General features: G+C 60.7%; 22 protein-coding genes. 12 read left to right on the forward strand and 10 right to left on the reverse strand.

Annotated features, from left to right (window positions below; translation table 11 throughout):
* Nucleotides 1–29 precede the first annotated feature (29 nt).
* Both tesB and ACZRKZ_RS09530 read left to right on the forward strand, forming a co-directional pair.
* Nucleotides 30–899, forward strand: coding sequence for an acyl-CoA thioesterase II (gene tesB / locus ACZRKZ_RS09525; RefSeq protein WP_463967296.1), 870 nt, complete (start codon nt 30–32; stop codon nt 897–899).
* Nucleotides 896–1489, forward strand: a complete 594-nt coding sequence (locus ACZRKZ_RS09530) for an HAD family hydrolase (RefSeq protein WP_463981482.1) — start codon at nt 896–898, stop codon at nt 1487–1489. The genes tesB and ACZRKZ_RS09530 overlap by 4 nt, the downstream gene beginning before the upstream one ends.
* Nucleotides 1490–1495: 6 nt before the next feature.
* On the opposite strand, the gene ACZRKZ_RS09535 is transcribed toward ACZRKZ_RS09530, so the two are convergent.
* The 3 genes from ACZRKZ_RS09535 to ACZRKZ_RS09545 form a co-directional block, all read right to left on the reverse strand.
* The gene (locus ACZRKZ_RS09535; protein WP_463981483.1) at nt 1496–2470 is read right to left on the reverse strand and encodes an alpha/beta hydrolase; all 975 of its coding nucleotides are present in this window, start codon (nt 2468–2470) and stop codon (nt 1496–1498) included.
* On the reverse strand, nt 2471–3358 hold the full coding sequence (gene ypfJ / locus ACZRKZ_RS09540) for a KPN_02809 family neutral zinc metallopeptidase (protein ID WP_463967293.1): 888 nt from the start codon (nt 3356–3358) through the stop codon (nt 2471–2473). It abuts the gene before it with no gap.
* 94 nt (nt 3359–3452) lie between these two features.
* Nucleotides 3453–3878 carry a hypothetical protein gene (locus tag ACZRKZ_RS09545; protein ID WP_463981484.1) on the reverse strand — a complete coding sequence of 142 codons (426 nt, stop codon included), beginning with the start codon at nt 3876–3878 and terminating at the stop codon, nt 3453–3455.
* Nucleotides 3879–4072: 194 nt separating this feature from the next.
* On the opposite strand from ACZRKZ_RS09545, the gene ACZRKZ_RS09550 reads away from it, so the two are divergent.
* Nucleotides 4073–4951 carry a DMT family transporter gene (locus ACZRKZ_RS09550; RefSeq protein WP_463981485.1) on the forward strand — a complete coding sequence of 293 codons (879 nt, stop codon included), beginning with the start codon at nt 4073–4075 and terminating at the stop codon, nt 4949–4951.
* A 6-nt stretch (nt 4952–4957) separates the two neighbouring features.
* Here the strand turns inward: ACZRKZ_RS09550 and ACZRKZ_RS09555 are convergent, their stop codons facing one another.
* Entirely contained in the window at nt 4958–6292 is a 1335-nt protein-coding gene (locus ACZRKZ_RS09555; RefSeq protein ID WP_463981486.1) for an MFS transporter, read from the reverse strand.
* Between the two features lie 255 nt (nt 6293–6547).
* On the opposite strand from ACZRKZ_RS09555, the gene quiC reads away from it, so the two are divergent.
* Together quiC and ACZRKZ_RS09565 are read left to right on the forward strand one after the other, a co-directional pair.
* Nucleotides 6548–8452, forward strand: coding sequence for a 3-dehydroshikimate dehydratase QuiC (gene quiC / locus ACZRKZ_RS09560; RefSeq protein ID WP_463981487.1), 1905 nt, complete (start codon nt 6548–6550; stop codon nt 8450–8452).
* A gap of 71 nt (nt 8453–8523) precedes the next feature.
* Nucleotides 8524–9219, forward strand: coding sequence for a TetR/AcrR family transcriptional regulator (locus tag ACZRKZ_RS09565; protein ID WP_463981488.1), 696 nt, complete (start codon nt 8524–8526; stop codon nt 9217–9219).
* Between the two features lie 35 nt (nt 9220–9254).
* On the opposite strand, the gene ACZRKZ_RS09570 is transcribed toward ACZRKZ_RS09565, so the two are convergent.
* The 4 genes from ACZRKZ_RS09570 to ACZRKZ_RS09585 form a co-directional block, all read right to left on the reverse strand.
* The gene (locus ACZRKZ_RS09570) at nt 9255–10106 is read right to left on the reverse strand and encodes a shikimate dehydrogenase (protein ID WP_463981489.1); all 852 of its coding nucleotides are present in this window, start codon (nt 10104–10106) and stop codon (nt 9255–9257) included.
* Between the two features lie 5 nt (nt 10107–10111).
* Nucleotides 10112–10552 carry a type II 3-dehydroquinate dehydratase gene (gene aroQ, locus ACZRKZ_RS09575; RefSeq protein WP_463981490.1) on the reverse strand — a complete coding sequence of 147 codons (441 nt, stop codon included), beginning with the start codon at nt 10550–10552 and terminating at the stop codon, nt 10112–10114.
* Nucleotides 10553–10857: 305 nt separating this feature from the next.
* Nucleotides 10858–11937 (reverse strand): tRNA (uridine(54)-C5)-methyltransferase TrmA, encoded by a 1080-nt coding sequence (gene trmA, locus ACZRKZ_RS09580; protein ID WP_463981491.1) that lies wholly within the window; start codon nt 11935–11937, stop codon nt 10858–10860.
* Nucleotides 11934–13229 carry an NCS2 family permease gene (locus tag ACZRKZ_RS09585; protein ID WP_149410766.1) on the reverse strand — a complete coding sequence of 432 codons (1296 nt, stop codon included), beginning with the start codon at nt 13227–13229 and terminating at the stop codon, nt 11934–11936. The genes trmA and ACZRKZ_RS09585 overlap by 4 nt, the downstream gene beginning before the upstream one ends.
* Before the next feature lie 210 nt (nt 13230–13439).
* Between ACZRKZ_RS09585 and ACZRKZ_RS09590 the strand changes: the two genes are divergently transcribed.
* The 4 genes from ACZRKZ_RS09590 (at nt 13440) to ACZRKZ_RS09605 (ending at nt 17680) form a co-directional block, all read left to right on the forward strand.
* Nucleotides 13440–13886, forward strand: coding sequence for a DUF4879 domain-containing protein (locus ACZRKZ_RS09590; protein WP_463981492.1), 447 nt, complete (start codon nt 13440–13442; stop codon nt 13884–13886).
* A 103-nt stretch (nt 13887–13989) separates the two neighbouring features.
* Entirely contained in the window at nt 13990–14514 is a 525-nt protein-coding gene (locus tag ACZRKZ_RS09595) for a (2Fe-2S)-binding protein (RefSeq protein ID WP_463967288.1), read from the forward strand.
* On the forward strand, nt 14511–15500 hold the full coding sequence (locus ACZRKZ_RS09600; RefSeq protein ID WP_463967287.1) for an FAD binding domain-containing protein: 990 nt from the start codon (nt 14511–14513) through the stop codon (nt 15498–15500). The genes ACZRKZ_RS09595 and ACZRKZ_RS09600 overlap by 4 nt, the downstream gene beginning before the upstream one ends.
* On the forward strand, nt 15497–17680 hold the full coding sequence (locus tag ACZRKZ_RS09605) for a xanthine dehydrogenase family protein molybdopterin-binding subunit (RefSeq protein ID WP_463981493.1): 2184 nt from the start codon (nt 15497–15499) through the stop codon (nt 17678–17680). Before ACZRKZ_RS09600 ends, ACZRKZ_RS09605 begins: the two co-directional genes overlap by 4 nt.
* Here the strand turns inward: ACZRKZ_RS09605 and ACZRKZ_RS09610 are convergent.
* The gene (locus ACZRKZ_RS09610; RefSeq protein WP_149410771.1) at nt 17677–18921 is read right to left on the reverse strand and encodes an MFS transporter; all 1245 of its coding nucleotides are present in this window, start codon (nt 18919–18921) and stop codon (nt 17677–17679) included. The genes ACZRKZ_RS09605 and ACZRKZ_RS09610 overlap by 4 nt on opposite strands.
* 343 nt (nt 18922–19264) lie before the next feature.
* Between ACZRKZ_RS09610 and ACZRKZ_RS09615 the strand changes: the two genes are divergently transcribed.
* Genes ACZRKZ_RS09615 through ACZRKZ_RS09625 form a run of 3 tightly spaced genes read left to right on the forward strand, consistent with a single transcriptional unit; the run spans nt 19265 to nt 21907 of the window.
* Nucleotides 19265–20716, forward strand: coding sequence for a cytochrome ubiquinol oxidase subunit I (locus ACZRKZ_RS09615; protein WP_149410772.1), 1452 nt, complete (start codon nt 19265–19267; stop codon nt 20714–20716).
* A 3-nt stretch (nt 20717–20719) separates the two neighbouring features.
* On the forward strand, nt 20720–21727 hold the full coding sequence (cydB, locus tag ACZRKZ_RS09620; RefSeq protein ID WP_149410773.1) for a cytochrome d ubiquinol oxidase subunit II: 1008 nt from the start codon (nt 20720–20722) through the stop codon (nt 21725–21727).
* A 12-nt stretch (nt 21728–21739) separates the two neighbouring features.
* Entirely contained in the window at nt 21740–21907 is a 168-nt protein-coding gene (locus tag ACZRKZ_RS09625; protein WP_003215809.1) for a DUF2474 domain-containing protein, read from the forward strand.
* Nucleotides 21908–21968: 61 nt separating this feature from the next.
* On the opposite strand, the gene ACZRKZ_RS09630 is transcribed toward ACZRKZ_RS09625, so the two are convergent.
* A complete protein-coding gene (locus ACZRKZ_RS09630) occupies nt 21969–23093 on the reverse strand; it encodes a methyltransferase (protein ID WP_463981494.1) in 1125 nt (374 codons plus the stop codon).
* Nucleotides 23094–23140 lie beyond the last annotated feature (47 nt).

Raw genomic sequence — 23140 nt, forward strand, 5'->3', positions numbered from 1 at the left:
CGGCATTGCTCTGTGTGAGGAGAGTTTGAATGAGCCAAGTGTTGGAAGATCTGGTCGACTTGCTGACCCTGGAGCAGATCGAGGAGAACCTCTTTCGCGGCCGCAGCCAGGACCTGGGCTTTCGCCAGCTGTTCGGCGGCCAAGTGCTGGGCCAATCGCTGTCGGCCGCCAGCCAAACTGTTGAAGAAACGCGGCATGTGCATTCCCTGCACGGCTATTTCCTGCGTCCTGGAGATGCGTCGTTACCGGTGGTCTACCAGGTCGACCGGGTGCGTGATGGCGGCAGCTTCAGTACGCGGCGGGTGACGGCGATCCAGAAGGGCAACCCGATCTTCACTGCCAGCGCCTCGTTCCAGTACGACGAGGAAGGCTTCGAGCACCAGACGTCGATGCCCGTGGTGGTTGGCCCGGAAAATTTGCCCTCGGAGCTGGAGTTGACCCAGCAGCGCGCGCACCTGATCCCCGAACACATGCGCGAGAAGTTGCTGTGCCCCAAGCCCATCGAAGTGCGGCCGGTGACCGAGAAAGACCCCTATAACCCGCAGCCCTGCGACCCGATCAAGTACGTGTGGTTTCGCGCCGACGGCGCCCTGGCCGATTCGCCGGCGCTGCACAAATACCTGCTGGCCTATGCCTCGGACTTTGGCCTGCTGACCACTTCGTTGCTGCCCCACGGTAAAACGGTGTGGCAGAAAGACATGCAAGTCGCCAGTCTCGACCATGCGCTGTGGTTCCACGCCGACCTGCGTGCTGATGACTGGTTGCTTTACGCCATGGATAGCCCGTGGGCCGGCAATTCTCGAGGTTTCTCCCGTGGCAGCGTGTACAACCGCGCCGGCCAGTTGGTGGCGTCGGTGACACAGGAAGGTCTGATTCGTCATCGCAAGGATTGGGCATGAGCCTGGCTGAGATTAAGCATTGGGTGTTCGACATGGACGGCACCCTTACGGTTGCGGTGCATGACTTTGCGGCGATCCGTGTGGCGCTGGGTATTCCTGCGACCGAAGACATCCTTACTCACCTGGCGGCGTTGCCGGCTGATATCGCGGCCGCCAAGCACGCCTGGTTGCTGGAGCACGAGCGGGAGTTGGCGCTCGGTTCCGTGGCGGCCGAGGGTGCGGTGGCGCTGGTGCGGGAATTGGCTGAACGGGGTTGTCGCCTGGGCATCCTGACTCGCAATGCCCGTGAGTTGGCCCATGTGACGTTGCAAGCCATCGGCTTGGCGGACTGCTTTGCCGTGGAAGATGTGCTGGGCCGTGATGATGCACCGCCCAAGCCAGATCCAGGCGGCTTGTTGAAACTGGCCGAGGCCTGGGACGTATCTCCCGGCAAGATGGTGATGGTGGGCGATTACCGCTTCGACCTGGATTGCGGTCGTGCGGCAGGGACCAGGACCGTGCTGGTCAACCTGCCGGATAATCCGTGGCCAGAATTGGCGGATTGGCATGCCGAGGATTGTGGGGTTTTGCGCCGGATGATTAAGGCCTGACTGCTCCTACCTGAACAACACCGCCTGCCCCTCAGGCGACGTAAACATCCCATCCCCGTTATGCCCCACCCCAGGCACTTCAATCAGCGTGTGACCCAACTGTGGATGGCGCTGCTTGAGGTAGTCGAAATAATTGTGCCCGCGAATCAGGCGGTACGCGCCCTGGGTCTCGGCGGCGCAGCTCTTGTCCAGCGCCGGGTGGTTGGGGTCGGTATCGTTCTGGCCCAACAGATAGGTGATATTGCGTTTCACGTAAGCCTGCTCCAACTGCTTGGCACGTTGCCCTTTGGCGTAGGCCGGCAGGTTTTGCATGCCGTATTTCCAGTCATTGAAACCGGGGCAACTGGCCGGGTCGAACTTCACTGGGCGTTGCGCCGTGAAGTAGGCGTAGGACGATGGGTTGGCGATCACATAACGCAGGCTGATTCCGGTGCTTTGCAGGGCCGGATGATCGTGACCGGTCAAGGCAAAGCGCTGCACTACCTGGCCGCCGCCGGAATGCCCGGCCACTACGATTTCCTTCAGGGCCGGGAACAGCTTGCGGTTGCCCAAGTGCTTGATGATCTGGTCCAACACCCCGTAGGAGCTGATGTGGCGGGGGCCAACCGACGGCTCTCCGGCCATCCAGTCATTGCCATGCCAGCGCAGGACCTGGTTGTCCAGTGGGTTGCGCTTGACGTCGGACTCATTGAGAAACTGCGGTGCAAGCACCAGGGTGTTGGCGCTTTGTCCTGCATGCTCAGCGGCCTTTTCAGCGCTTTGCAGGTACGTCTGGGCGTTGCGCAGCCGACCATGGACGATGATCAGTGCGCGAGTCACCTGCGGTAGCGGCTGGCGCCAGTCCTGGCTCAGGCCAACACTGAGGTCGCCAGCATCCAGGTGAAACCGATCGGGGCTGATCACCTTGACCCCATGTTCGGCGGCCCAGGTGGAGGTGCATGTCATCAACAAACCCAGCAGCAACCCCAATCGTTTATTCATTTAAAGACTCTTGGCGGTGAAGGTGTCGCATTGAGTGATCTGGCCCTGGGCAAAGCCAGTCTTGAACCAGCGAACCCGTTGTGCCGAAGTACCGTGGGTGAAGGAGTCAGGGACTACACGGCCCTGGCCCTGTTGTTGCAAACGGTCATCGCCGATGGCATTGGCCGCGTTCAGCGCTTCTTCGATGTCGCCGGGTTCCAGCCAGTTCAGGCGCTTCTGCGCGTGGTTTGCCCACACGCCAGCAAAGCAGTCGGCTTGCAGCTCCTGGCGCACCAGCAGGCCGCCGTCGCCTTCCATCTGCCGGCCTTGTTGTCGCGCGGCCTGGATCTTCGACGAGATGCCCAGCAAGGTCTGCACATGGTGTCCGATTTCGTGAGCGATCACGTAGGCTTGGGCGAAGTCGCCGGCAGCCTTGAAGCGCTGGGACATTTCCCGGAAGAAGTCCAGGTCCAGGTAGACCTGCTGGTCGGCAGGGCAATAGAACGGGCCGCTGGCAGACGTGGCGCCACCGCAGGCGGAATTCACCCGGCCACGGAACAGGATCAATTTGGGATTCTTGTAGGCCAGGCCGTTTTCCTGGAACACCTGGGCCCAGGTGTCTTCGGTATCGCCCAATACGGCGCGGACGAAGTCGGCCTGTTCGTCATTGGCCGGTGGAGCCTGGCGCGTTTGCGGGCTGACTGAGGGCGCTTGCTCGGTGAGCTGGCCGCTGAGTTGGCCGAGGATCTGCATCGGGTCCTGGCCGGTCAGCCAGCCGATGCCGACGATCAGCACAATGGCCGTGAGGCTCAAGCCCTTGCCGCCACCAAAACGCATGCCCCCACCGCCGCCGCTGCCATCGCGGGCATCCACCACGTTGTCGCTGCGTCGGCCTTTTTTCCATAGCATGTGGCAATCCTCTTGATGAGCGTGCAGATCAGTGTTGTTGGTGAGTCGGGTTGGCGCCAGTCCGGCGGTCTGACGCTATCAAAGCCCAAAGGTGTTACTGGCGGCAATAGCCTTCGCCGGTATTGACCACCAGGCAGTCCTTTTTATCGGCCAGCCATTTCATGCCAGTGGCTGCACCGTCGCCGGCACGCAGGATCTGTGGGCCGTCCGGGCGGGCAAAGGTGATGCCATCATCGGCCGCCTCGCCCTTGAAGGTCCCGGAGGCATCGGCGTCTAGCCCGTATTTCATGGTCAGCACGTAATGTCCGCGACCGATGCTATCGTCCTTGGTGATGGTCAGGCTCAGGCCTTCTACGCCAACCCATTTGCCGACCCATTTATCGGTGGGCAACGTTTCCGGCACCAGCGTGGCTTGCACGGACGCCGGAGGGGTTTTATTGGCGACTTTTGTGTCCGGGGCTTCTTTGTCGCAGGCGCTGAGCAAGATAAGTGTCGAGAGGATGAAGAGTGTTTTTTTCATTTTAGAGGGCCTTGGTTAAAAAACGCGCAATGGTGGGTTGGCGTGGAGCGTTGGACTTAATTCCGGCAATTTAGTGCGCTGTTCGAACAGTGTTTGGTTATGCTCTTGGAGCAGATGCACGCCAGGCTCTAGATTACCGGGTTGAGTGCCGCGATGTGCGGCGGTCATCTCAGCCTGTCATTCAAGGGAACTCAATGACCCTCAGTACTCCACTTTCCGGCGTCAACCATCCCCTCAAAGGCATTTTGCTGATTGTGGTGGCGACTTTTCTGTTCTCCAGCCACGACGCCCTGTCCAAATACCTGGCCGGGTTTTATCCGATTGTGATGGTGGTGTGGGCCCGCTACATGGTGCATACCTTGCTGATGGCCGGGATCTTCCTGCCACAATCGGGCTTGCGGGTACTGCGCAGCAAAAGGCCGTGGCTGCAGGTGGCGCGCGCGTTGTGCTTATTGGGCACCAGTTTGTTTTTCACCTCGGCCCTGCATTTCATTCCCTTGGCCGAGGCAACGGCGGTCAACTTCCTGGCACCGATCCTGGTGACTGCCTTGTCGGTGCCCCTGCTGGGCGAGCACGTGACTCGCGGCCAGTGGCTGGCGGTGCTTTGCGGTTTTGTCGGGGTGCTGATCATCGTTCACCCGGGTGGTGATCTGTTCACGCCTGCGGTGTTGCTGCCGCTGTGCTCTGCGCTGTTTTTCTGCTTCTATCAACTGCTCACCCGCATCCTCAGCCAGTACGACAGCCCGACCACCAGCAACTTCTTCGCCGGCCTGTGCAACACCCTGGTGATGAGCGCATTGGTGCCGTTCTTCTGGCAGATCCCGACCTGGTGGCACGGTGTATTGATGTTGGCGCTGGGAACCTGCGGGATGACTGCGCACCTGATGCTGACCAAGGCTTTCCGCGTGGCGGCACCGGCCTTGCTGGCGCCGTTCGGCTATTGCCAGATCGTCTTTGCAGGATTGTTGGGCTGGCTGGTGTTCGAACATACCCCAACCCTGACCACGGTGGTCGGCATCGGAGTGATCTGCTTGAGTGGCCTGGCCGCTGCATGGCAGCAGCGGCGCAGGTAGGTCGAGTCAGGCGTCGACGACAGGGATCTTGCGTGGCGCCATGAAGTACATCCAGATCAGCGCAATGAAGTACATCGCCGGAATCAGCGTGAACAGCACCGTGTAGTTGTTGTTGGTGACCGTCAGGATATGCCCGACGATCTGGGTCATGAACATCCCGCCGATTGCCGCGCACATGCCGCCAAAGCCGAACACCGTGCTCATCATGTGCTTGGGCGTGTAGTCCATCACCAGGCTCCAGATGTTGGCGGTCCAGGCCTGGTGGGCGCCGATGGCCAGGGAGATGGCAAACACCGCGACCCACAACTGGCTGGAGCCGGCAGCCATGATCACCCCGATGATGCAGCAGGCGAATAGCAGCATCGACAGCAACCGCGCCTTGATCGGCTGCATCCCGCGACCGATCAGGAACGAAGACAGAATCCCGCCCCCGATACTGCCGAAGTCCGCTGTCAGGTAAATGATGATCAGCGGGATGCCCATCTGGGTGACGTTGATCCCCAGGTTGTATTGCTGGTTGAGAAACGGCGGCAGCCAGTACAGGTAGAACCAGAACACCGGCGCGGTCATCGAGTAGGCCAAGGCAAAGGCCCAGGTGCCGCGCATGCGCAGGATACGGCTGAAGGGCACGCGGGGTTGGTCTGGTTCGACCTCTTGTTGCACGTAGTCCAGTTCTGATTGTTTGACCGTTGGATGTTCTTCCGGGTTGTAGTACTTCAGGCCCCAGAACACCAGCCAGATCCCGCCCAGCGCCGCCATGCCCAGGAACGCTGCCTGCCAGCCCCACACGTGGAGAATCAACGGCAGCATCATCGGCGTCAGCATTGCGCCGACGTTGGTGCCGGCGTTGAAGATCCCGGTCGCCACCGCTCGCTCACCAGCAGGGAACCACAGCCGGGTGGTCTTGACGCAGGCTGGGTAGTTGGCGGCTTCCGTCAGCCCGAGGATAAAGCGACAGACCATAAAGCCCACCGCCGAGGTGGCCAGGCCGTGGGCACCCGTGGCTATGCTCCACAGCAGCACCGCGCAGAAGAACACGCGCTTGACGCCGACCCGGTCGATCAAGCGACCTTGCAATACAAAACCGATGGCGTAGCCGACCTGGAACCAGAAGTTGATGTTGGCGTAGTCCATCGCCGTCCAGTTCATTTCCTTGGCCAGGATCGGTTGCATCACGCCTAGTGCGGCGCGGTCGATGTAGTTGAGGGTGGTGGCGAAAAACACCAGGGCCAGCATGCCCCAGCGGGTCTTGCCGACGGCCATTGCGCCGCGAATCTTGTCGCCGATGCCGCTTTGCGGATTGCCCTGGCGCGCGGCCAGAGCGGAATTTTGCGAAGGCATGAGGAGGTACCCGTTTTTTGAAATTCTTATGGTGTGTTCTGGGTCTTGATCATTTTAGGCCGCTCGAATAGAAACAGCCCTTATGCCCAATCGATGGTGCGCAGTGGCTGAAAAATCGTCAATTCGCCAAACCGCCATTTTGTTCGATAATCGCCCATAAAACTAACTAGTCCGTACATTTTAATTGCTAGGCCGATTTACCGAGCCAATAATTCGGCCCAAACAAGACCTGCCTTCACTTCCGGGAGTCGCCCCATGCAACGTTCCATCGCCACCGTTTCCTTGAGTGGAACCCTGCCGGAAAAACTCGAAGCCATTGCGGCTGCCGGGTTTGATGGTGTGGAAATCTTCGAAAATGATCTGTTGTATTACGACGGCAGCCCTCGGGAAGTGCGGCAGATGTGCGCTGACCTCGGTATTGCCATCACCCTTTTCCAGCCGTTCCGAGACTTTGAAGGCTGCCGCCGCGAGCGCCTGGCGCGCAACCTGGAGCGGGCCGAGCGCAAGTTCGATTTGATGCAGGAGCTGGGCACCGATCTGGTGCTGGTGTGCAGTAATGCGTCGGCGGATTCCGTCGGCGATGAGAGCATTCTGCTGGATGACTTGAGCTTGCTGGCCGAACACGCCGGCCGCCGAGGCTTGCGCATCGGCTATGAAGCGCTGGCCTGGGGTCGCTACGTCAATACCTGGCAGCAGGTGTGGAACCTGGTGCGCCAGGTCGATCACCCAAGCCTGGGGGTGTTGCTGGACAGTTTTCATACCTTGTCCCTCAAGGGTGACCCCACGGCCATCGCCGAGATTCCCGGCGACAAGATTTTTTTCGTGCAAATGGCCGACGCACCGATCCTGGCCATGGACGTGCTGGAGTGGAGTCGACATTTTCGCTGCTTCCCCGGCCAAGGCGAATTCGATTTGGCGGGTTTTCTCGCGCCGATCATCAAGAGTGGCTACACCGGCCCGTTGTCCCTGGAAATCTTCAACGACGGCTTTCGTGCCGCGCCGACCCGGGCCAACGCTGCCGATGGCCTGCGCTCGCTGCTGTACCTGGAAGAGAAGACTCGCCAACGCCTGGAGCAGGAGGCGGCAGCTGCGACAAACCTTGAGATCCTGTTCGAAACGCCGGCCGCCAGCGAGTACGACGGCATCGAGTTTCTGGAGTTCGCCATAGATGAAAGCCTGGGCGCCAAGCTCACGCAATGGCTGGAACGCCTAGGTTTCGTCAAGACTGGCCAGCACCGCTCCAAAAGTGTCAGCCTGCTGCGCCAAGGCGATATCAATCTGATCCTCAACTGCGAGCCCTATTCTTTCGCCCACAATTTTTTTGAAGCCCATGGCCCTTCGTTGTGCGCCACGGCGATCCGCGTCAAGGACAGCGCCAAGGCTCTGGAGCGGGCGGTGGCCTACAAAGGCCAGCCCTATCGCGGGTTGGTCGGCCCCAACGAACTGGAACTGGCGGCGGTGCGTGCACCCGATGGCAGCCTGATTTACCTGGTGGATCAGAACGAAGGCGGGATCTACAGCACTGATTTCAACCTGCAAGCCTCGACCGCTTCCAGCGGCGGCCTGCTGCGCATCGACCATATGGCCATGGCCTTGCCGGCCGACAGCCTCGACAGTTGGGTGCTGTTCTACAAGAGCCTGCTGGATTTTGAGGCCGATGACGAAGTGGTGCTGCCCGACCCGTATGGCCTGGTGAAAAGCCGGGCACTGCGCAGCCGTTGCAGCTCGATTCGCCTGCCACTGAATATTTCCGAGAACCGCAACACCGCTATTTCCCACGCGCTATCAAGCTATCGCGGTTCCGGCGTGCATCATATTGCCTTTGATTGCGTGGATATTTTCGCCGAAGTCAGCCGGGCCAAGGACGCCGGTGTGCCGCTGTTGGACATCCCGCTCAACTATTACGATGACCTGGCGGCGCGCTTTGACTTCGATGATGAGTTCCTCAGTGAGTTGGCGTACTACAACGTTCTGTACGACCGTGACGCCCAAGGCGGTGAGTTGTTTCACGTCTACACGGAGCCGTTTGAAGGGCGATTTTTCTTCGAGATCATCCAGCGCAAAAACGGCTACGCCGGTTACGGTGCGGCCAACGTGGCGGTGCGTCTGGCGGCGATGGCCAAGTCCCGCAGCGGCGCCGTGCGCCAGGCCAAGTTGTAGGGTGTTGGCGCTTCCTTCGGGGTGTGCGGCGGCCCATAATCACGGCCTGCATAAATGGCCGTGAGTGCACCATGACCTCGACTTCCGAACGCTCTACTTCCGAGCTATCTACCTCCGAGCTCTGCGCCGCCTCACCCGCGCCGCGCAAAAGTCGCAAGAACAACCCGGAAAAGACCCGCGAAAACATTCTTCAAGAAGCCATTGTCGAGTTCGTCCAGCAGGGGTTGTCCGGCGCCCGCGTGGACGCCATTGCCGAGCGCATCCATACCTCCAAGCGCATGATCTATTACTACTTCGGCAGCAAGGAGCAGTTGTACGTCGAAGTGCTGGAGAAGCTCTACGGCGATATCCGCAACACCGAAGCGCGGATGAACCTCACCGAACTGGAACCACGTGAAGCGATCCGGCGCCTGGTGGAGTTCACCTTTGATCACCATGACCAGAACGTGGATTTCGTGCGGATTGTCAGCATCGAGAACATTCACAACGCCGAATATGTGAAGCAATCCGAGTCGATCAAGGCGATGAACAGCAACATCCTTGAAGCCCTTGGTGCGACGTTGCGCAGGGGCGCGGAACTGGGGGTGTTTCGCGAAGGGTTGGAGCCGTTGGATGTGCACCTGCTGATCAACTCATTCAGCTTTTACCGGGTGTCCAATCGGCATACGTTTAGCGAGATCTTTCAGATCGTGTTGTCGGATGAAGTGGTCAAGCAGCGGCATCGGGCGATGATCTGCGAGTCGGTGTTGCGCTATTTGCAGGCTTGAATCTTTCCCACGTGGTGCGTGGGAAAGATCAGTGATCAGGTGTTCATGTTCTGGAAGTGCTCAAGCATCCGCCCCGCATCCGCCACTTTGCCACTGAACAATTCAAACGCCTTCACCGCCTGAAACACCGCCATATTCCCGCCATCCAGCGTGCGGCAGCCCAAGGCTCGAGCGTTGCGCAGCAGTTCGGTTTCCAGCGGGAAATAGACAATTTCCGCCACCCATAACTCCCGATGCAACAACGCCAGCGGCACGGGCATCCCCGGCAGTTTGGCCATGCCCATGGGCGTGGTGTTCACCAGGCCGTCGGCTTCGGCCATGGCACCAGGCAGGTCGCTACCGGCCTGGGCTCGGGACGCGCCAAAATGCTGGTTGAGGCTGTCGGCGAGGCTTTGCGCGCGGTTGTTATCCACATCAAAAATGCTCAGTTGCTCCACGCCTTCACCCAGCAGCGCGTGGGCCACCGCTGCGCCTGCGCCACCCGCGCCCATCTGCACCACGCGCTTGCGCGCAGCACCGCTCAAGCCCCGGCGAAAACCTTCGGCAAATCCCAGGCAGTCGGTGTTGTGGCCGATGCGCTTGCCGTCGCGCAGTACGACGGTGTTCACCGCGCCAATCCCCCGCGCTTCGGCGGACAACTCATCCAGCAACGGCAGGATCACCTGCTTGCACGGATAGGTGATGTTCAAACCGGTGAAGTTCATCTGCTCGGCGGCCTTCAGCAGGTTGGGCAGGGCGTTGCTGTCCAGTTGCAACTGATCCAGATCGATCAAGCGATACAGGTAACGCAGACCCTGTGCATCGCCTTCATGTTCATGCAGGGCTGGCGTGCGGGAAGCCTGGATGCCGGAGCCGATCAGGCCGGCCAGAATTCGGTGTTGAGACATGTGACTCATCCCTTCAATGTCAGGCTGAAATGCTCAAGGGCCAGGTGATAACCATGGCTGCCGAAACCGGCGAGCACCGCCTTGGCAATCGGCGACACGAAGGAGTGATGCCGAAACGGCTCGCGGGCATGCACGTTGGACAAATGCACTTCGATCACCGGTACTTCACTGGCCACCAGCGCATCGCGGATCGCCACTGAGGTGTGGGTCCAGGCCGCCGGGTTGATCACAATCCCTGCGCAACGGGCGCGGGCGCCGTGAATCCAGTCCAGCAATTCGCCTTCATGGTTGGTCTGGCGAAATTCGATGGCGAGCCCCAGTTTTTTCGCACTGCGACCGCACAGGTCAGCAACGTCGGCCAGGGTTTCGTGGCCGTAGGTGGCCGGTTCGCGGGTGCCTAGCAGATTTAGGTTGGGGCCGTTGAGCACCAGCACGATAGGGGGCATATGGGAGTCTCCACTGTTGTTTTTATCTGTGGGGACAAAATGTACTGAATGGTTAATTTGGTCAATTGTCGAAGACGCGAAGCGCAGTTAACCGTTCGATTATCGAACGTTGGGTGAAAAAGGCCTCGCGTGGATTCAGCTCAAGTATTACGCAGGGTTGCTGAGTGAGCAGGATTCGCGGGTATTGGCAGGGTTTTTCCAGGCGGGGGATGAGTGGTTACAACCCCATGTTCGAAGAGGTGCTCATTGTTACTAGTCTGTGAGACTTTTGTGGCGAGGGTGCAGGCCCCTCGCCACAGGCGGGCTTACCGCCGGGTCAACAGCACACCCGATTCCATATGGTGCGTCCACGGGAACTGGTCAAACAATGCACAGCGGGTAATGCGGTGCGTGTCGTGCAATTGCGCGATGTTTGCCGCCAGCGTTTCGGGGTTGCACGAGATATACAGGATGTTCTCGAAGCGCCGGGTCAGTTCGCAGGTGTCCGGGTCCATGCCGGCGCGCGGCGGGTCGACGAATACGCTGCCGAATTCGTAGCTCTTGAGGTCGATGCCGTGCAGACGGCGAAACGGCCGCACTTCGTTCAACGCTTCGGTCAGTTCTTCGGCGGACAAACGCACCAGGGTGACGTTACCCACTGCGTTCTCGTCGAGGTTGCTCAGCGCAGCATTGACCGAGGCTTTGCTGATCTCGGTGGCCAGCACCTTGCGCACGCGGGTTGCCAGCGGCAGGGTGAAGTTGCCGTTGCCGCAGTACAACTCCAGCAGGTCATCGCTGCGATCGCCCAGGGCTTCATACGCCCAGTTGAGCATTTTCTGGTTCACTGTGCCGTTGGGCTGGGTGAAGGCGCCTTCCGGTTGACGGTAGCTGAAGATGCGACCGCCGACGTCCAGTTTTTCCACCACGTAATCACGACCGATCACATCGCGCTTGCCCTTGGAACGACCGATGATGCTGACATTCAGTTCAGCGGCCAGCTTGTTGGCAGCGGTGTGCCAATGCTCGTCCAGCGGGCGGTGATAGCACAGGGTGATCATCGCATCGCCCGCCAGTGTGGTGAGGAACTCCACTTGGAACAGCTTGTGACTCAAGGCGGCGCTGGCTTGCCAGGCAGCCTTGAGTTGCGGCATCAACTGGTTGATGCGCAGGCTGGCGATGGGAAATTGTTCGATGAGGATCGGCGTGCGCTTGTCGTCCTGGGAGAACATCGCGTAGTGGCGCTCACCTTCTTCGCGCCACAGGCGGAATTCGGCGCGCAGGCGGAAGTTCTGCAATGGCGAGTCGAAAACCTGCGGCTCTGGCGCATCAAAAGGCGCGAGCAGGTCACGCAGGCGCGCGACCTTTTCGTCCAGTTGCAGGGCGTAGCTTGCGGCGTCAAAAGTCATGCGGGGAACCAGCCTAGCTTGATCACGAACAGAATCGACAGAATCACCAGCGCCGGGTTCAGCTCACGGTAGCGGCCCGAGAGCAGCTTGATGACAGTCCAGGCGATGAAACCGAAGGCGATGCCGTTGGCGATGGAGTAAGTGAAAGGCATCGCCAGGGCAGTGATCACCACGGGTGCGGCGACGGTGATGTCGTCCCAGTCGATTTCCGCCAGGCCTGAGGTCATCAGCACCGCGACGAACAGCAATGCTGGCGCGGTGGCGAAGGCCGGTACGCTGGCCGCCAGTGGCGAGAAGAACAGCGCCAGCAGGAACAGAATCGCGACCACAACGGCGGTCAAACCGGTCCGGCCACCAGCGCTGACGCCCGCTGCCGATTCGATATAACTGGTGGTGGTCGAGGTGCCCAGCAGGGAGCCGGCCATGGCCGCGGTGCTGTCAGCGATCAACGCGCGGCCCATTTTCGGCATGTGGCCGTCCTTGCCCATGAGTCCTGCGCGCTTGGCGACGCCGATCAGGGTGCCGGAGTTGTCGAATAGGTCGACGAACAGGAAGGCAAAGATCACGCTTATCAGGGCGACATCCAGGGCGCCGGCGATGTCCAGTTGCAGGAAGGTCGGGGCCAGGGACGGTGGCATCGAAGTTACGCCGCCGAACGGGGTGACGCCCAGCAGGATAGAGGCGACAGTCACCACCAGAATGCCGATCAGTACGGCGCCGCGCACTTTCAGGGCTTCCAGCGCGACGATAAGCGCGAAACCGAGAGCGGCGAGAATCGGTGCCGGTTTTGACAGATCACCCAGGCCCACCATGGTTGCCTGGTTGCTCACGACGATTTCGGCGTTGTGCAGGGCAATCAGCGCCAGGAACAGGCCGATGCCAGCGGCAATCGCCGAACGTAGGGGCAGAGGGATGGCGTTGATGATCCACTCGCGGATGCGGAAGATCGACAGCAGGAAAAACAGCACCGCCGAAATGAACACCGCCCCCAGCGCCACTTGCCAGGTGTGGCCCTGGTGGATGACCACGGTGTAGGTAAAGAAGGCGTTCAGGCCCATGCCCGGTGCCAAGGCAATCGGGTAGTTGGCGATCAGGCCCATCACGGTCGAACCGATGGCCGCCGCCAGGCAGGTGGCGACAAACACCGCGCCCTTGTCCATGCCGGTCTCGCCGAGAATGCTCGGGTTGACGAACAGAATGTAGGCCATGGCCAGAAAGGTCGTGATGCCCGCGAGAATCTCGGTGCGCACGTTGGTGTTGTGTGCCTTGAGTTGAAACAGCTTTTCCAGCATGCCTGCTCCCTGTGGCGCATTCGGCGCCGTAATTTATTGACCTCAAAGTCAAAGCACAAACTGCGCCAGGCGCCGCGTGTTTTCTACAGAGGATCGGAAAAAGCGGCGCATCATACCAGCCGCGGAGGCTCAGTGGCGCTCGGGTATGGTTTTGCTTGTTATAGGCCTGAGGCATACTGCGCCGACGTTTAGTAGAGAGTCATCGACAGCATGAAAAAAACCAACGCCTGGAGTCTAGCTCTGTTCGCTTGTATCAGCTTGTGGCTGGGTTCGGCACCTGCATGGGGCGCGCCTGCACCGGCCTTGAGCGAGGTGCGGGTGTTCAAGGTCGAGTCGGCCAATTGCACGGAAGTCATCCCCGAACAGGCTGACAGCACGCGACAGTGTGCTCATCGTGGGCCTACCAAGGTGTATGTGATGGAAGTGGGTATTGGCAACAACGCCGTGGCGTCTTTCGATGGCGCACGGCTTTCGGGCCAAAGCACGGCAGTGTGCCAGGTCGGTTCCATCAGCCAGGCCTGCAGCGGGGCGGGTGTGCTGATGGGTTATGTGTATGTGTTTGATCTGGACGTCCGGGCCCAGGGCTCGTTCCAGTACAGCAACACGTCGATTAACGTGCCGCGCAATACCTTGAGTACCGTGCTCTCTATTCGCTGATCCACCCATCACTTCCCTTGAACGCTCATAACTCCCCGAAGTCGTACCGCTAAGACGGCGACTTCCCAGAACGCCGCGAATGCACACCAACCGTGAGGTGTTTATGAGCGCGACTCCTATCTTTGCTGCGGCCAAGCCGTTCGTCAGTCATCCGATACACCTGACTCTCAACCGCCAAGTCCGGCAATTGGACGTCTTGCCCTGGACCACCCTGCTGGATCTTTTGCGCGAGCAACTGGACCTGACCGGCAGCAAAAAGGGTTGCGACCACGGCCAGTGCGGCGCCTGCACCGTGTTGCTCAACGGCAAGCGGGTCAACGCCTGCTTGACGCTGGCGGTGATGTGCGACGGTGCCGAGTTGACCACCATTGAAGGCCTGGCCGACGACGAAGAGCTGCACCCGATGCAACGGGCCTTCATCAAGCACGATGCCTTCCAGTGTGGCTACTGCACACCCGGCCAGATCTGTTCGGCAGTGGGCCTGGCCCGGGAAGGGCGGGCTCACGACACCGCGCAGATCCAGGAATTAATGAGTGGCAACCTGTGCCGCTGCGGCGCCTACAACAATATCCGTGACGCCATCGAAGAGGCCTTGCCGGCCTGTCGCCAGCAGGGAGGTGAGCAATGAATCCCTTCCACTACAGCAAGCCGGCCGACGTGCAGGCCGCCGTAGCTCTGGGCAGCGCAACGTCGCGGTTCATTGCCGGTGGCACCAACCTGCTGGACTTGATGAAGGAGAACATCAGCCATCCCGAACATCTGATCGACATCACCGGCCTGCCATTACGCCAGGTCGAAGAAACAGCCGAAGGCGGGGTGATGATCGGCGCCTTGGTGAGCAACGCCGACCTGGCCTGGCACCCCTTGATCGAACAGCGCTACCCGCTGTTATCCCAAGCGATCCTCGCTGGAGCGTCACCGCAATTGCGCAATATGGCGAGCACCGGCGGCAACCTGCTGCAGCGCACCCGTTGCTACTACTTCTATGACGTCGCCGTGCCCTGCAACAAGCGCAAACCCGGCAGCGGCTGCCCGGCGCGGGAGGGCTTGAACCGCATTCACGCGATCCTCGGCGCCAGCGACCAGTGCGTGGCTACCCATCCTTCGGACATGTGCGTGGCCCTGGCCGCCCTTGAAGCCAGGGTGCATGTGCAAGGGCGCGGCGGGGCGCGAATCATCGAGTTCGCTGATTTCCACCGGTTGCCTGGCGATGCGCCTCAGCGCGACAACCAACTGGCCGACGACGAATTGATCACCGCCATTGAGTTACCCGCCGATAACCTGGCCGCCCACAGCCACTACCTGAAAATTCGCGACCGCGCTTCTTACGCCTTTGCTCTGGTGTCTGTGGCCGCCGCGCTGGAACTGGATGGCGAAGTGATCCGCGATGCGCGCCTGTCCTTGGGCGGTGTCGCCCACAAACCCTGGCGTGACCGTGCGGTGGAGGCCACGTTGATCGGCCAGTCGGTAAGCCGTGAAACCTTCAGCGCCGCCGCCGACACCATGCTCCAGGACGCCGAGCCTTTGGAGCACAACGGCTTCAAGATCAAACTGGCACGCCGCGCGATTATCCGCGCCTTGAGCGATGCCGCCGTCGCAGGAGCTCGCCCATGAGTGCTATCGGCAAACCGTTGGACCGGGTCGACGGTCTACTCAAGGTCACCGGCCAGGCGCGTTATGCCGGTGAGTTCCGCGAAGATGGCCTGCTTCACGCCAGCGTAGTCTCCAGCACTGTCGCCAGGGGCCGGGTGCTGCGCATCGACGTCTCAAAGGCCTTGGCGCTGCCGGGAGTGGTGATGGTGCTCGATCACCTCAACCGCCCGAAGCTGGCCAGCTACGACGACAGCTACGCCGACGCCGATGCTGCCGACGGCTCGCCATTTCGCCCGCTGTACAACGACCGTGTGCTGTACAGCGGCCAACCGTTGGCCCTGGTGATCGCCGATAATCTGGAAGTGGCGCGATATGCCGGCTCCCTCGTGACCATCGAGTATCAAGCCGAAGCCGCCGAGACTGACCTGCTCGCCGTGCAAGAGCAGGCACACCCGTCCCCGCAAACACCGCCCAAGCCACGGGGTAACTTCCAGGCCGAATGGGCCGGTGCCGCCATCAGTCTGGACTTGCATTACAGCACCCCGATCGAACACCACAACCCGATGGAACCCCACGCCAGCACCGTGCTGTACCAGCCGGACGGTACGCTGCATATCCACGACAAGACCCAAGGCCCGCAGAACTGCCAGGCCTATGTGCAAAAAGTCTTCGGCCTGGACAAAAGCCAGGTGCGGATCTTTGCTGCGTTCGTCGGCGGTGCGTTCGGTTCCGGCTTGCGCCCGCAGTATCAACTGCCCCTGGCGGTGATGGCGGCGCTGGCCCTCAAGCGTTCGGTGCGGGTAACCCTGACCCGCCAACAGATGTTCACCTTCGGCTATCGCCCACGCACCTTGCAGCGTCTGCAAATGGGCGCAGCTGCCAATGGTCGGCTGCTCGCCCTCGGTCACACGGCCATCGGCCAGACCTCACGGTTCGAGGATTTCAGCGAGCACGTGGTGGAATGGAGCGGCATGCTCTATCACTGCGACAACGTGCAACTGACCTACAAGCTGGTGCCGCTGGACGTCTTCACCCCGCTGGACATGCGTGCTCCCGGCGCGGCTCTTGGTGTGATCGGCCTGGAATGCGCCATGGACGAAGTGGCCTGCGCCCTGGCCATCGACCCGGTGCAACTGCGGCTGATCAACTACGCCGAGCGCAACCAGAATGAAGACAAGCCCTGGTCCAGCAAAGCCTTGCGCGAGTGCTACCGCGAAGGCGCCGAGCGCTTCGGCTGGAGCCGGCGCAACCCCGAACCGCGCAGTATGCGTGACGGTCGCCAACTGATCGGCTGGGGCATGGCTGGCGGCGTCTGGGAGGCCCTGCAAATGAAAGCGAGCGCCAAGGCGCGGATCGATCATGACGGCAAGCTCACCGTCAGTAGCGCCACCACCGATATCGGCACCGGCACCTACACGGTCATGACGCAAATTGCCGCCCAGGCCAGCGGCATTGCCATGGAGAACGTAAGTTTTATTCTTGGCGACTCGTCACTGCCGCCGGCGCCGTTGCAGGGCGGTTCGTTTACCGTGTCTTCGGTGGGCACTGCCGTGCAGCAAGCCTGTGAGGCGCTGAATGAAAAGCTGCTCAATATTGCCCGCAAGACCTATCCGGCGTTCAAGGATGCCGAGTCCGCCCGCTTTGAGGACGGTCAATTATATGCTGGCGAGCAACGTGTTTCCTTGGCGAAACTGGTGCGCGACAGTGGTGAGCAGGCGCTGGAAGTGCAGGTCGACAGCGAGCCGGATAAAAAGCGCGAGGGCTATGCCACGGCCACCCATTCGGCGGTTTTCGTCGAGGTGCGGGTGGACGAGGACCTGGGCACCATCAAGGTCAGTCGCGTGGTCAGCGCAATCGCTGCCGGGCGTGTGGTCAATCCGAAAATGGCCCGAAGCCAGATCCTCGGCGGTGTGGTCTGGGGCATCGGCATGGCCTTGCACGAAGAAACCCAGATCGACCATCAACTGGGGCGCTACATGAACCACAGCCTGGCCGAGTACCTCATTCCGGTAAACGCTGATATCGGCGAGATTGACGTGCTGTTTGTCGAAGAGCATGACGAGATCGTCAACGCCCTGGGTTCCAAGGGCGTGGGTGAGATTGGCATTGTCGGCGTAGCGGCGGCGGTGGCCAATGCCATCTATCACGCCACCGGCAAGCGGGTGCGGGACTTCCCCATCACCCTCGACAAGGTGCTTTAAACCTTGGTGTCTTCTACCGGTGCCGGCGTGTGCATGCGGTCGCGGTTGGCCAGGGTTGGGAACAATTTGATCCAGACCCCGGTCACCACCAGCGTGCCGATCCCGCCCATGACCACGGCGGGCACGGTGCCCAGCCAGTGGGCGGTGACGCCGGACTCAAACTCGCCCAACTGATTGGAGGCGCCGATAAACAGCCCGTTGACGGCGCTGACCCGGCCGCGCATTTCATCGGGGGTTTCCAGTTGTACGAAGGAGGCGCGGATCACCATGCTGATCATGTCCGCCGCGCCCAGTACCACCAGCACCGCCATGGAGAACCAGAACGAGGTGGACAGGCCGAAGGCAATGGTCGCCACGCCAAACACGCCGACGGCGGTAAACATGATACGACCGACGTGGCGGTCCACTGCAAACCGCGCCAGCCACAATGACATCAGCAGTGCTCCCACCGCTGGCGCCGAACGCAGTAGCCCAAGGCCCCAGGCTCCGGTCAGCAGGATGTCCTTGGCGAACACCGGCAGTAACGCGGTCGCGCCGCCCAGCAGCACGGCGAACAGATCCAGGGATATCGCCCCGAGAATGTCCGGGCGACTGCGGATAAAGCGAATCCCGGCCAGCAACGAGTCCATGGTCGCCTTGGCTTTGTTGAGCGGCGTCTGCCGGGCCGGCAGGTTGAGGGTCAGCACGCAGGCAATCAGGTACAGCAACACCGTTGGGCCATACACCCAGGCGCTGCCGAAGGCATACAGCAAACCACCGAGGGCCGGAGCGACGATGGTGGCTGATTGCTGCGCCGACTGCGACGCCGCCACCGCACGGGGAAACAACGCGCTGGGCACGATGCTCGGTAGCAGCGCCTGGGTGGTGGGCATCTCAAAGGAGCGTGCCGCACCGAGCAGGAAGGCGAGGATAAAGATCATCTCGCGGGTGACACTGCCGTTCAGGCTGGCGATGGCCAGGGACAGGGCGATCAGCGCCTGCAGCGTCTGGCAGATGGCGGCGACCTTGCGCCGTTCATAGCGGTCGGCAACATGGCCGGTGTGCAGCATGAACAGCACGCGGGGGATGAACTCGACCAAGCCCACCAACCCCAGGTCCAGCACATTGCCAGTCAGTTGGTAGAGGTTCCAGCCGATGGCCACGGTGAGCATCTGGAAGCCGCTGGCGGTAAAGATCCGCGCCAGCCAGAACGCGATGAAAGGGCGATGATGACGTAACAGCAACGCGGGCTCACTGGGCATCGGGAAGACAGGTCTGGGCTCGGGGGACAGGCGAGATTAGCATCAAGCTGTAACAAATAGTTGCAGGAGTGGAAATATCCTTAGCAAGACATCTATTTCAGTGAGGCAACCTGTCACGCGGCAAAAGGCCACACAGTCCAGCGCCGAAAATGGGACTACTCTTTCAGCGATGCTTGATCCAGATCAATGCCTTTTTAGGCGTTGATCTGGCGGCCTTCAGGCCAGAATCCCTACGTGGTCAGTTATAAAAAGAACGAATTGCAATTCGCCACACTCCATATCCGTGGGGGCAGTGGGTGCAGGCCCCAGCCAGCAGCCGGTATTACCTGACAGAGGAAGACTTATGTTTGGTTTGGAGGCGCTAGACCTCGCCCGAATCCAATTCGCGTTCACCATCTCGTTCCACATCCTGTTCCCGGCCATCACCATCGGCCTGGCCAGTTACCTCGCGGTGCTGGAAGGCTTATGGCTCAAGACCCACAACGACACCTACCGTGACCTCTACCATTTCTGGTCGAAGATCTTTGCCGTCAACTTCGGCATGGGCGTGGTCTCGGGTTTGGTCATGGCCTATCAGTTCGGTACCAACTGGAGTCGATTCTCGGACTTCGCTGGTGCAGTCACCGGGCCGCTGCTGACCTATGAGGTGCTCACCGCCTTCTTCCTCGAAGCCGGTTTCCTTGGGGTAATGCTGTTTGGCTGGAACAAGGTCGGGCGCAAACTGCACTTCTTCGCCACGGTGATGGTGGCGGTCGGCACGCTGATCTCGACGTTCTGGATTCTTGCCTCCAACAGCTGGATGCAGACGCCCCAGGGCTTTGAAATCATTGACGGCCGGGTGATCCCCACGGACTGGTTTGCGGTGATCTTCAACCCGTCATTCCCTTACCGCCTGATGCACATGGCTACCGCTGCCTTTGTTGCCACGGCGTTCTTTGTCGGTTCTTCGGCGGCCTGGCACCTGCTGCGGGGCAAAGACAGCCCGGCGATCCGCACCATGCTCTCGATGGCCATGTGGATGGCGCTGATCGTGGCGCCGATCCAGGCGGTTATCGGTGACTTCCACGGCCTCAACACCTTGAAGCACCAGCCGGCGAAAATCGCTGCCATCGAAGGTCACTGGGAAAATATCGGTGACGAACCTACGCCGCTGATCCTGTTCGGCTGGCCCGACATGAAGGCCGAAAAAACCAAATACGCGGTAGAAATCCCTTACCTGGGCAGCCTGATCCTGACCCACTCCCTGGACAAACAGGTGCCGGCCCTCAAGGACTTTCCCCCTGAGGACCGTCCCAACTCGACTATCGTGTTCTGGTCGTTCCGGGTCATGGTCGGGCTTGGTTTGTTGATGATCTTCACCGGCCTGTTCAGTCTCTGGCTGCGCAGGGGCGGCAAGATTTATACCTCCAGGCCGTTCCTTTACCTGGCGCTGTGGATGGGGCCGTCCGGCCTGATCGCGATTCTGGCTGGCTGGTTCACCACGGAAATTGGTCGCCAGCCGTGGGTGGTCTACGGGCTGATGCGCACGGCGGATGCTTCTTCCGGGCATAGTTTCGTGCAGATGAGCATCACCCTGGCGCTGTTTGTGGTGGTGTATTTCGCCCTGTTCGGCGCCGGTCTTGGCTACATGATGCGCCTGGTGCGCAAAGGCCCGGTCACCGACGACAGTACCGAGCCGGCCCACGGTGGGCCCGGGCAACAACGCACACCGGCCCGGCCGTTGTCGGCGGCCGATGACAGCTCCGACGCCGATCATGGCGACAGCCTGGCCGATAGTCAGAAGAAGGGGAATTGAGTCATGGGTATTGATCTTCCGCTGATCTGGGCCGTGATCATCATATTCGGCATCATGATGTACGTGGTCATGGACGGGTTTGACTTGGGCATTGGCATTCTCTTCCCCTTTATCAAGGGCAAGACCGACCGCGACGTGATGATGAACACCGTCGCCCCTGTCTGGGACGGCAACGAAACCTGGCTGGTACTGGGGGGCGCGGCGCTGTTCGGCGCATTTCCGCTGGCTTACTCGGTGGTGCTCTCGGCGCTGTACCTACCGTTGATCCTGATGCTGATCGGCTTGATCTTCCGCGGTGTGGCCTTTGAGTTTCGCTTCAAGGCCAAGGATGACAAGCGCCACCTGTGGGACAAGGCCTTTATCGGCGGTTCGCTGACGGCGACCTTCTTCCAGGGCGTGGCCTTGGGGGCGTTTATCGATGGCTTTCCCGTGGTTGATCGTCAGTTCGCCGGAGGTTCGCTGGACTGGTTCACGCCGTTTACGATGTTCTGTGGCGTGGCACTGATCATTGCTTATGCGCTGCTGGGCTGCACTTGGCTGATCATGAAGACCGAAGGTAAGTTGCAGGAACAGATGCATAACCTGGCGCGGCCCCTGGCATTCGTGGTGTTGGCGGTGATTGGTATCGTCAGCATCTGGACGCCGCTGGCACACCCGGACATTGCTTCGCGCTGGTTCACCCTGCCGAACCTGTTCTGGTTCCTGCCGGTACCGATCCTGGTGCTGGTGACCATGTACGGCCTGGTGCGTGCCGTAGCTCGCAACGCTCACTACACGCCGTTCCTGCTGACCCTGGTGCTTATCTTCCTTGGCTACAGCGGCCTGGGCATCAGCCTGTGGCCGAACATAGTGCCCCCGTCGATCTCGATCTGGGACGCCGCTGCGCCGCCGCAAAGCCAGGGCTTCATGCTGGTGGGCACGCTGTTTATCATCCCGTTCATTCTGGGCTACACCTTCTGGAGCTATTACGTGTTCCGCGGCAAGGTCACCCACGAAGACGGTTATCACTAGGAGGATCGATCAATGTCCGGCAAACCTTCGTTGCACGACATCGAACAGGCCGAGAAAAAGCCGCTCTGGCAACGCCTGGGCTGGCTGGCGATGATTTGGACCGGCAGCGTCCTGGCCCTGTTTGTAGTGGCCAGCCTGATGCGCATGTTCATGAACGCTGCGGGCTTGACCACTCACTGACATCCCATCCCGTTGCCTTGCAGCACGGTTTATGACCCTCCTCACGGAGGGTTTTTTTAATTTATTTTCGTGCTTTCAGAATCACGAACTTCGGCGTGGCGGCGACTTGCTCGACACCCCGAAACAACCGCGCCAACTTACTGTGATAACCCAAATGGCGGTTGCCGACGATATAGAGAGCACCGCCCACCACCAGCGCTTCGCGAGCCTGCTGGAACATACGCCAGGCGAGGAAGTCCCCCACCACCTGCTGCTGGTGGAACGGCGGATTGCACAGCACCACGTCCAGGGATTGCGGTTCCTGATCGGCCAGGCCATCGCCAGGACGAATCACCACATCCCGCTCGCCCAGCGCCACCCGCCAATTCTCGGCCGCCGATTGCACGGCCATGTACGACTCGTCCACCAAGGTGTACTGCGCCAGTGGGTTTTGCAGGGCGCTCGCAATCGCTAGTACGCCATTGCCGCAGCCCAGATCTGCGACCCGGGCGTTGCCCAGGTTCTGTGGCAGGTGCGGTAGAAATGCCCGGGTGCCTATGTCCAGGTCTTCGCGGCAAAACACGTTGGCATGGTTGAGCAGTTCGATGGACGGCGTTTCCAGGCGATAGCGAGTGGGATAAGGCGAAACGGCCTGTGGCCGGTCGGCCAGGGTGGCGATCAGCAAACGGGCTTTTTTCACTGCCAGGGACGCATGCATCGGCCCGATGTAGCGCTCCAGTAACTCTCCGGCCGCCCGAGGCAGGTGCTTGACCATCGCCCCGGCAATCACCTCGGCGCCGGGCGCCAGTTGGCCCTGCAGGCGGATCAATTGCTCTTCGAGCAGCGCCAGGGTTTTCGGCACGCGGATCAGCACTCGATCAAAAGGTCCGATCAGCGCCTGGCTGGCGGGCACGCTCGACACCGCATCGAATGGCTTGCCATTGCGCACCAGGTTTTTCTCCAGTGCCAGGGCACCGAGGAACGAATCGCCGCTGGACGTCACTTGTACATGCCCTTCAAGACTGGCCGCCAGAGCGCCAAAGCTGTCATTGAGCACCAGAACGCGGGTTGCGTGTGTCGGTTGTTGTTCGGCCAGGTGGCTGAGCAAATAATCGTCGGCGGCATCGAAGGCTTGCAGCGGTTCGTTTTGCTGCTCTGGCTGGCGGATCAGGTCGAGTTGGGCGAAGGGGCTGTCGAGCAGGGGCATGGCGGGGAGACTCTGGGTAATCGACGGGTGTTCCGTAGTTTGGCTGT

It is taken from the genome of Pseudomonas sp. c313 (assembly GCF_055407145.1).

Bases quoted from the DNA above. Each gene is read 5' to 3' on its own strand.
- tesB (WP_463967296.1), top strand. From the start codon at position 30: ATGAGCCAAGTGTTGGAAGATCTGGTCGACTTGCTGACCCTGGAGCAG.
- ACZRKZ_RS09530 (WP_463981482.1), top strand. From the start codon at position 896: ATGAGCCTGGCTGAGATTAAGCATTGGGTGTTCGACATGGACGGCACC.
- ACZRKZ_RS09535 (WP_463981483.1), bottom strand. From the start codon at position 2,470: ATGAATAAACGATTGGGGTTGCTGCTGGGTTTGTTGATGACATGCACC.
- ypfJ (WP_463967293.1), bottom strand. From the start codon at position 3,358: ATGCTATGGAAAAAAGGCCGACGCAGCGACAACGTGGTGGATGCCCGC.
- ACZRKZ_RS09545 (WP_463981484.1), bottom strand. From the start codon at position 3,878: ATGAAAAAAACACTCTTCATCCTCTCGACACTTATCTTGCTCAGCGCC.
- ACZRKZ_RS09550 (WP_463981485.1), top strand. From the start codon at position 4,073: ATGACCCTCAGTACTCCACTTTCCGGCGTCAACCATCCCCTCAAAGGC.
- ACZRKZ_RS09555 (WP_463981486.1), bottom strand. From the start codon at position 6,292: ATGCCTTCGCAAAATTCCGCTCTGGCCGCGCGCCAGGGCAATCCGCAA.
- quiC (WP_463981487.1), top strand. From the start codon at position 6,548: ATGCAACGTTCCATCGCCACCGTTTCCTTGAGTGGAACCCTGCCGGAA.
- ACZRKZ_RS09565 (WP_463981488.1), top strand. From the start codon at position 8,524: ATGACCTCGACTTCCGAACGCTCTACTTCCGAGCTATCTACCTCCGAG.
- ACZRKZ_RS09570 (WP_463981489.1), bottom strand. From the start codon at position 10,106: ATGTCTCAACACCGAATTCTGGCCGGCCTGATCGGCTCCGGCATCCAG.
- aroQ (WP_463981490.1), bottom strand. From the start codon at position 10,552: ATGCCCCCTATCGTGCTGGTGCTCAACGGCCCCAACCTAAATCTGCTA.
- trmA (WP_463981491.1), bottom strand. From the start codon at position 11,937: ATGACTTTTGACGCCGCAAGCTACGCCCTGCAACTGGACGAAAAGGTC.
- ACZRKZ_RS09585 (WP_149410766.1), bottom strand. From the start codon at position 13,229: ATGCTGGAAAAGCTGTTTCAACTCAAGGCACACAACACCAACGTGCGC.
- ACZRKZ_RS09590 (WP_463981492.1), top strand. From the start codon at position 13,440: ATGAAAAAAACCAACGCCTGGAGTCTAGCTCTGTTCGCTTGTATCAGC.
- ACZRKZ_RS09595 (WP_463967288.1), top strand. From the start codon at position 13,990: ATGAGCGCGACTCCTATCTTTGCTGCGGCCAAGCCGTTCGTCAGTCAT.
- ACZRKZ_RS09600 (WP_463967287.1), top strand. From the start codon at position 14,511: ATGAATCCCTTCCACTACAGCAAGCCGGCCGACGTGCAGGCCGCCGTA.
- ACZRKZ_RS09605 (WP_463981493.1), top strand. From the start codon at position 15,497: ATGAGTGCTATCGGCAAACCGTTGGACCGGGTCGACGGTCTACTCAAG.
- ACZRKZ_RS09610 (WP_149410771.1), bottom strand. From the start codon at position 18,921: ATGCCCAGTGAGCCCGCGTTGCTGTTACGTCATCATCGCCCTTTCATC.
- ACZRKZ_RS09615 (WP_149410772.1), top strand. From the start codon at position 19,265: ATGTTTGGTTTGGAGGCGCTAGACCTCGCCCGAATCCAATTCGCGTTC.
- cydB (WP_149410773.1), top strand. From the start codon at position 20,720: ATGGGTATTGATCTTCCGCTGATCTGGGCCGTGATCATCATATTCGGC.
- ACZRKZ_RS09625 (WP_003215809.1), top strand. From the start codon at position 21,740: ATGTCCGGCAAACCTTCGTTGCACGACATCGAACAGGCCGAGAAAAAG.
- ACZRKZ_RS09630 (WP_463981494.1), bottom strand. From the start codon at position 23,093: ATGCCCCTGCTCGACAGCCCCTTCGCCCAACTCGACCTGATCCGCCAG.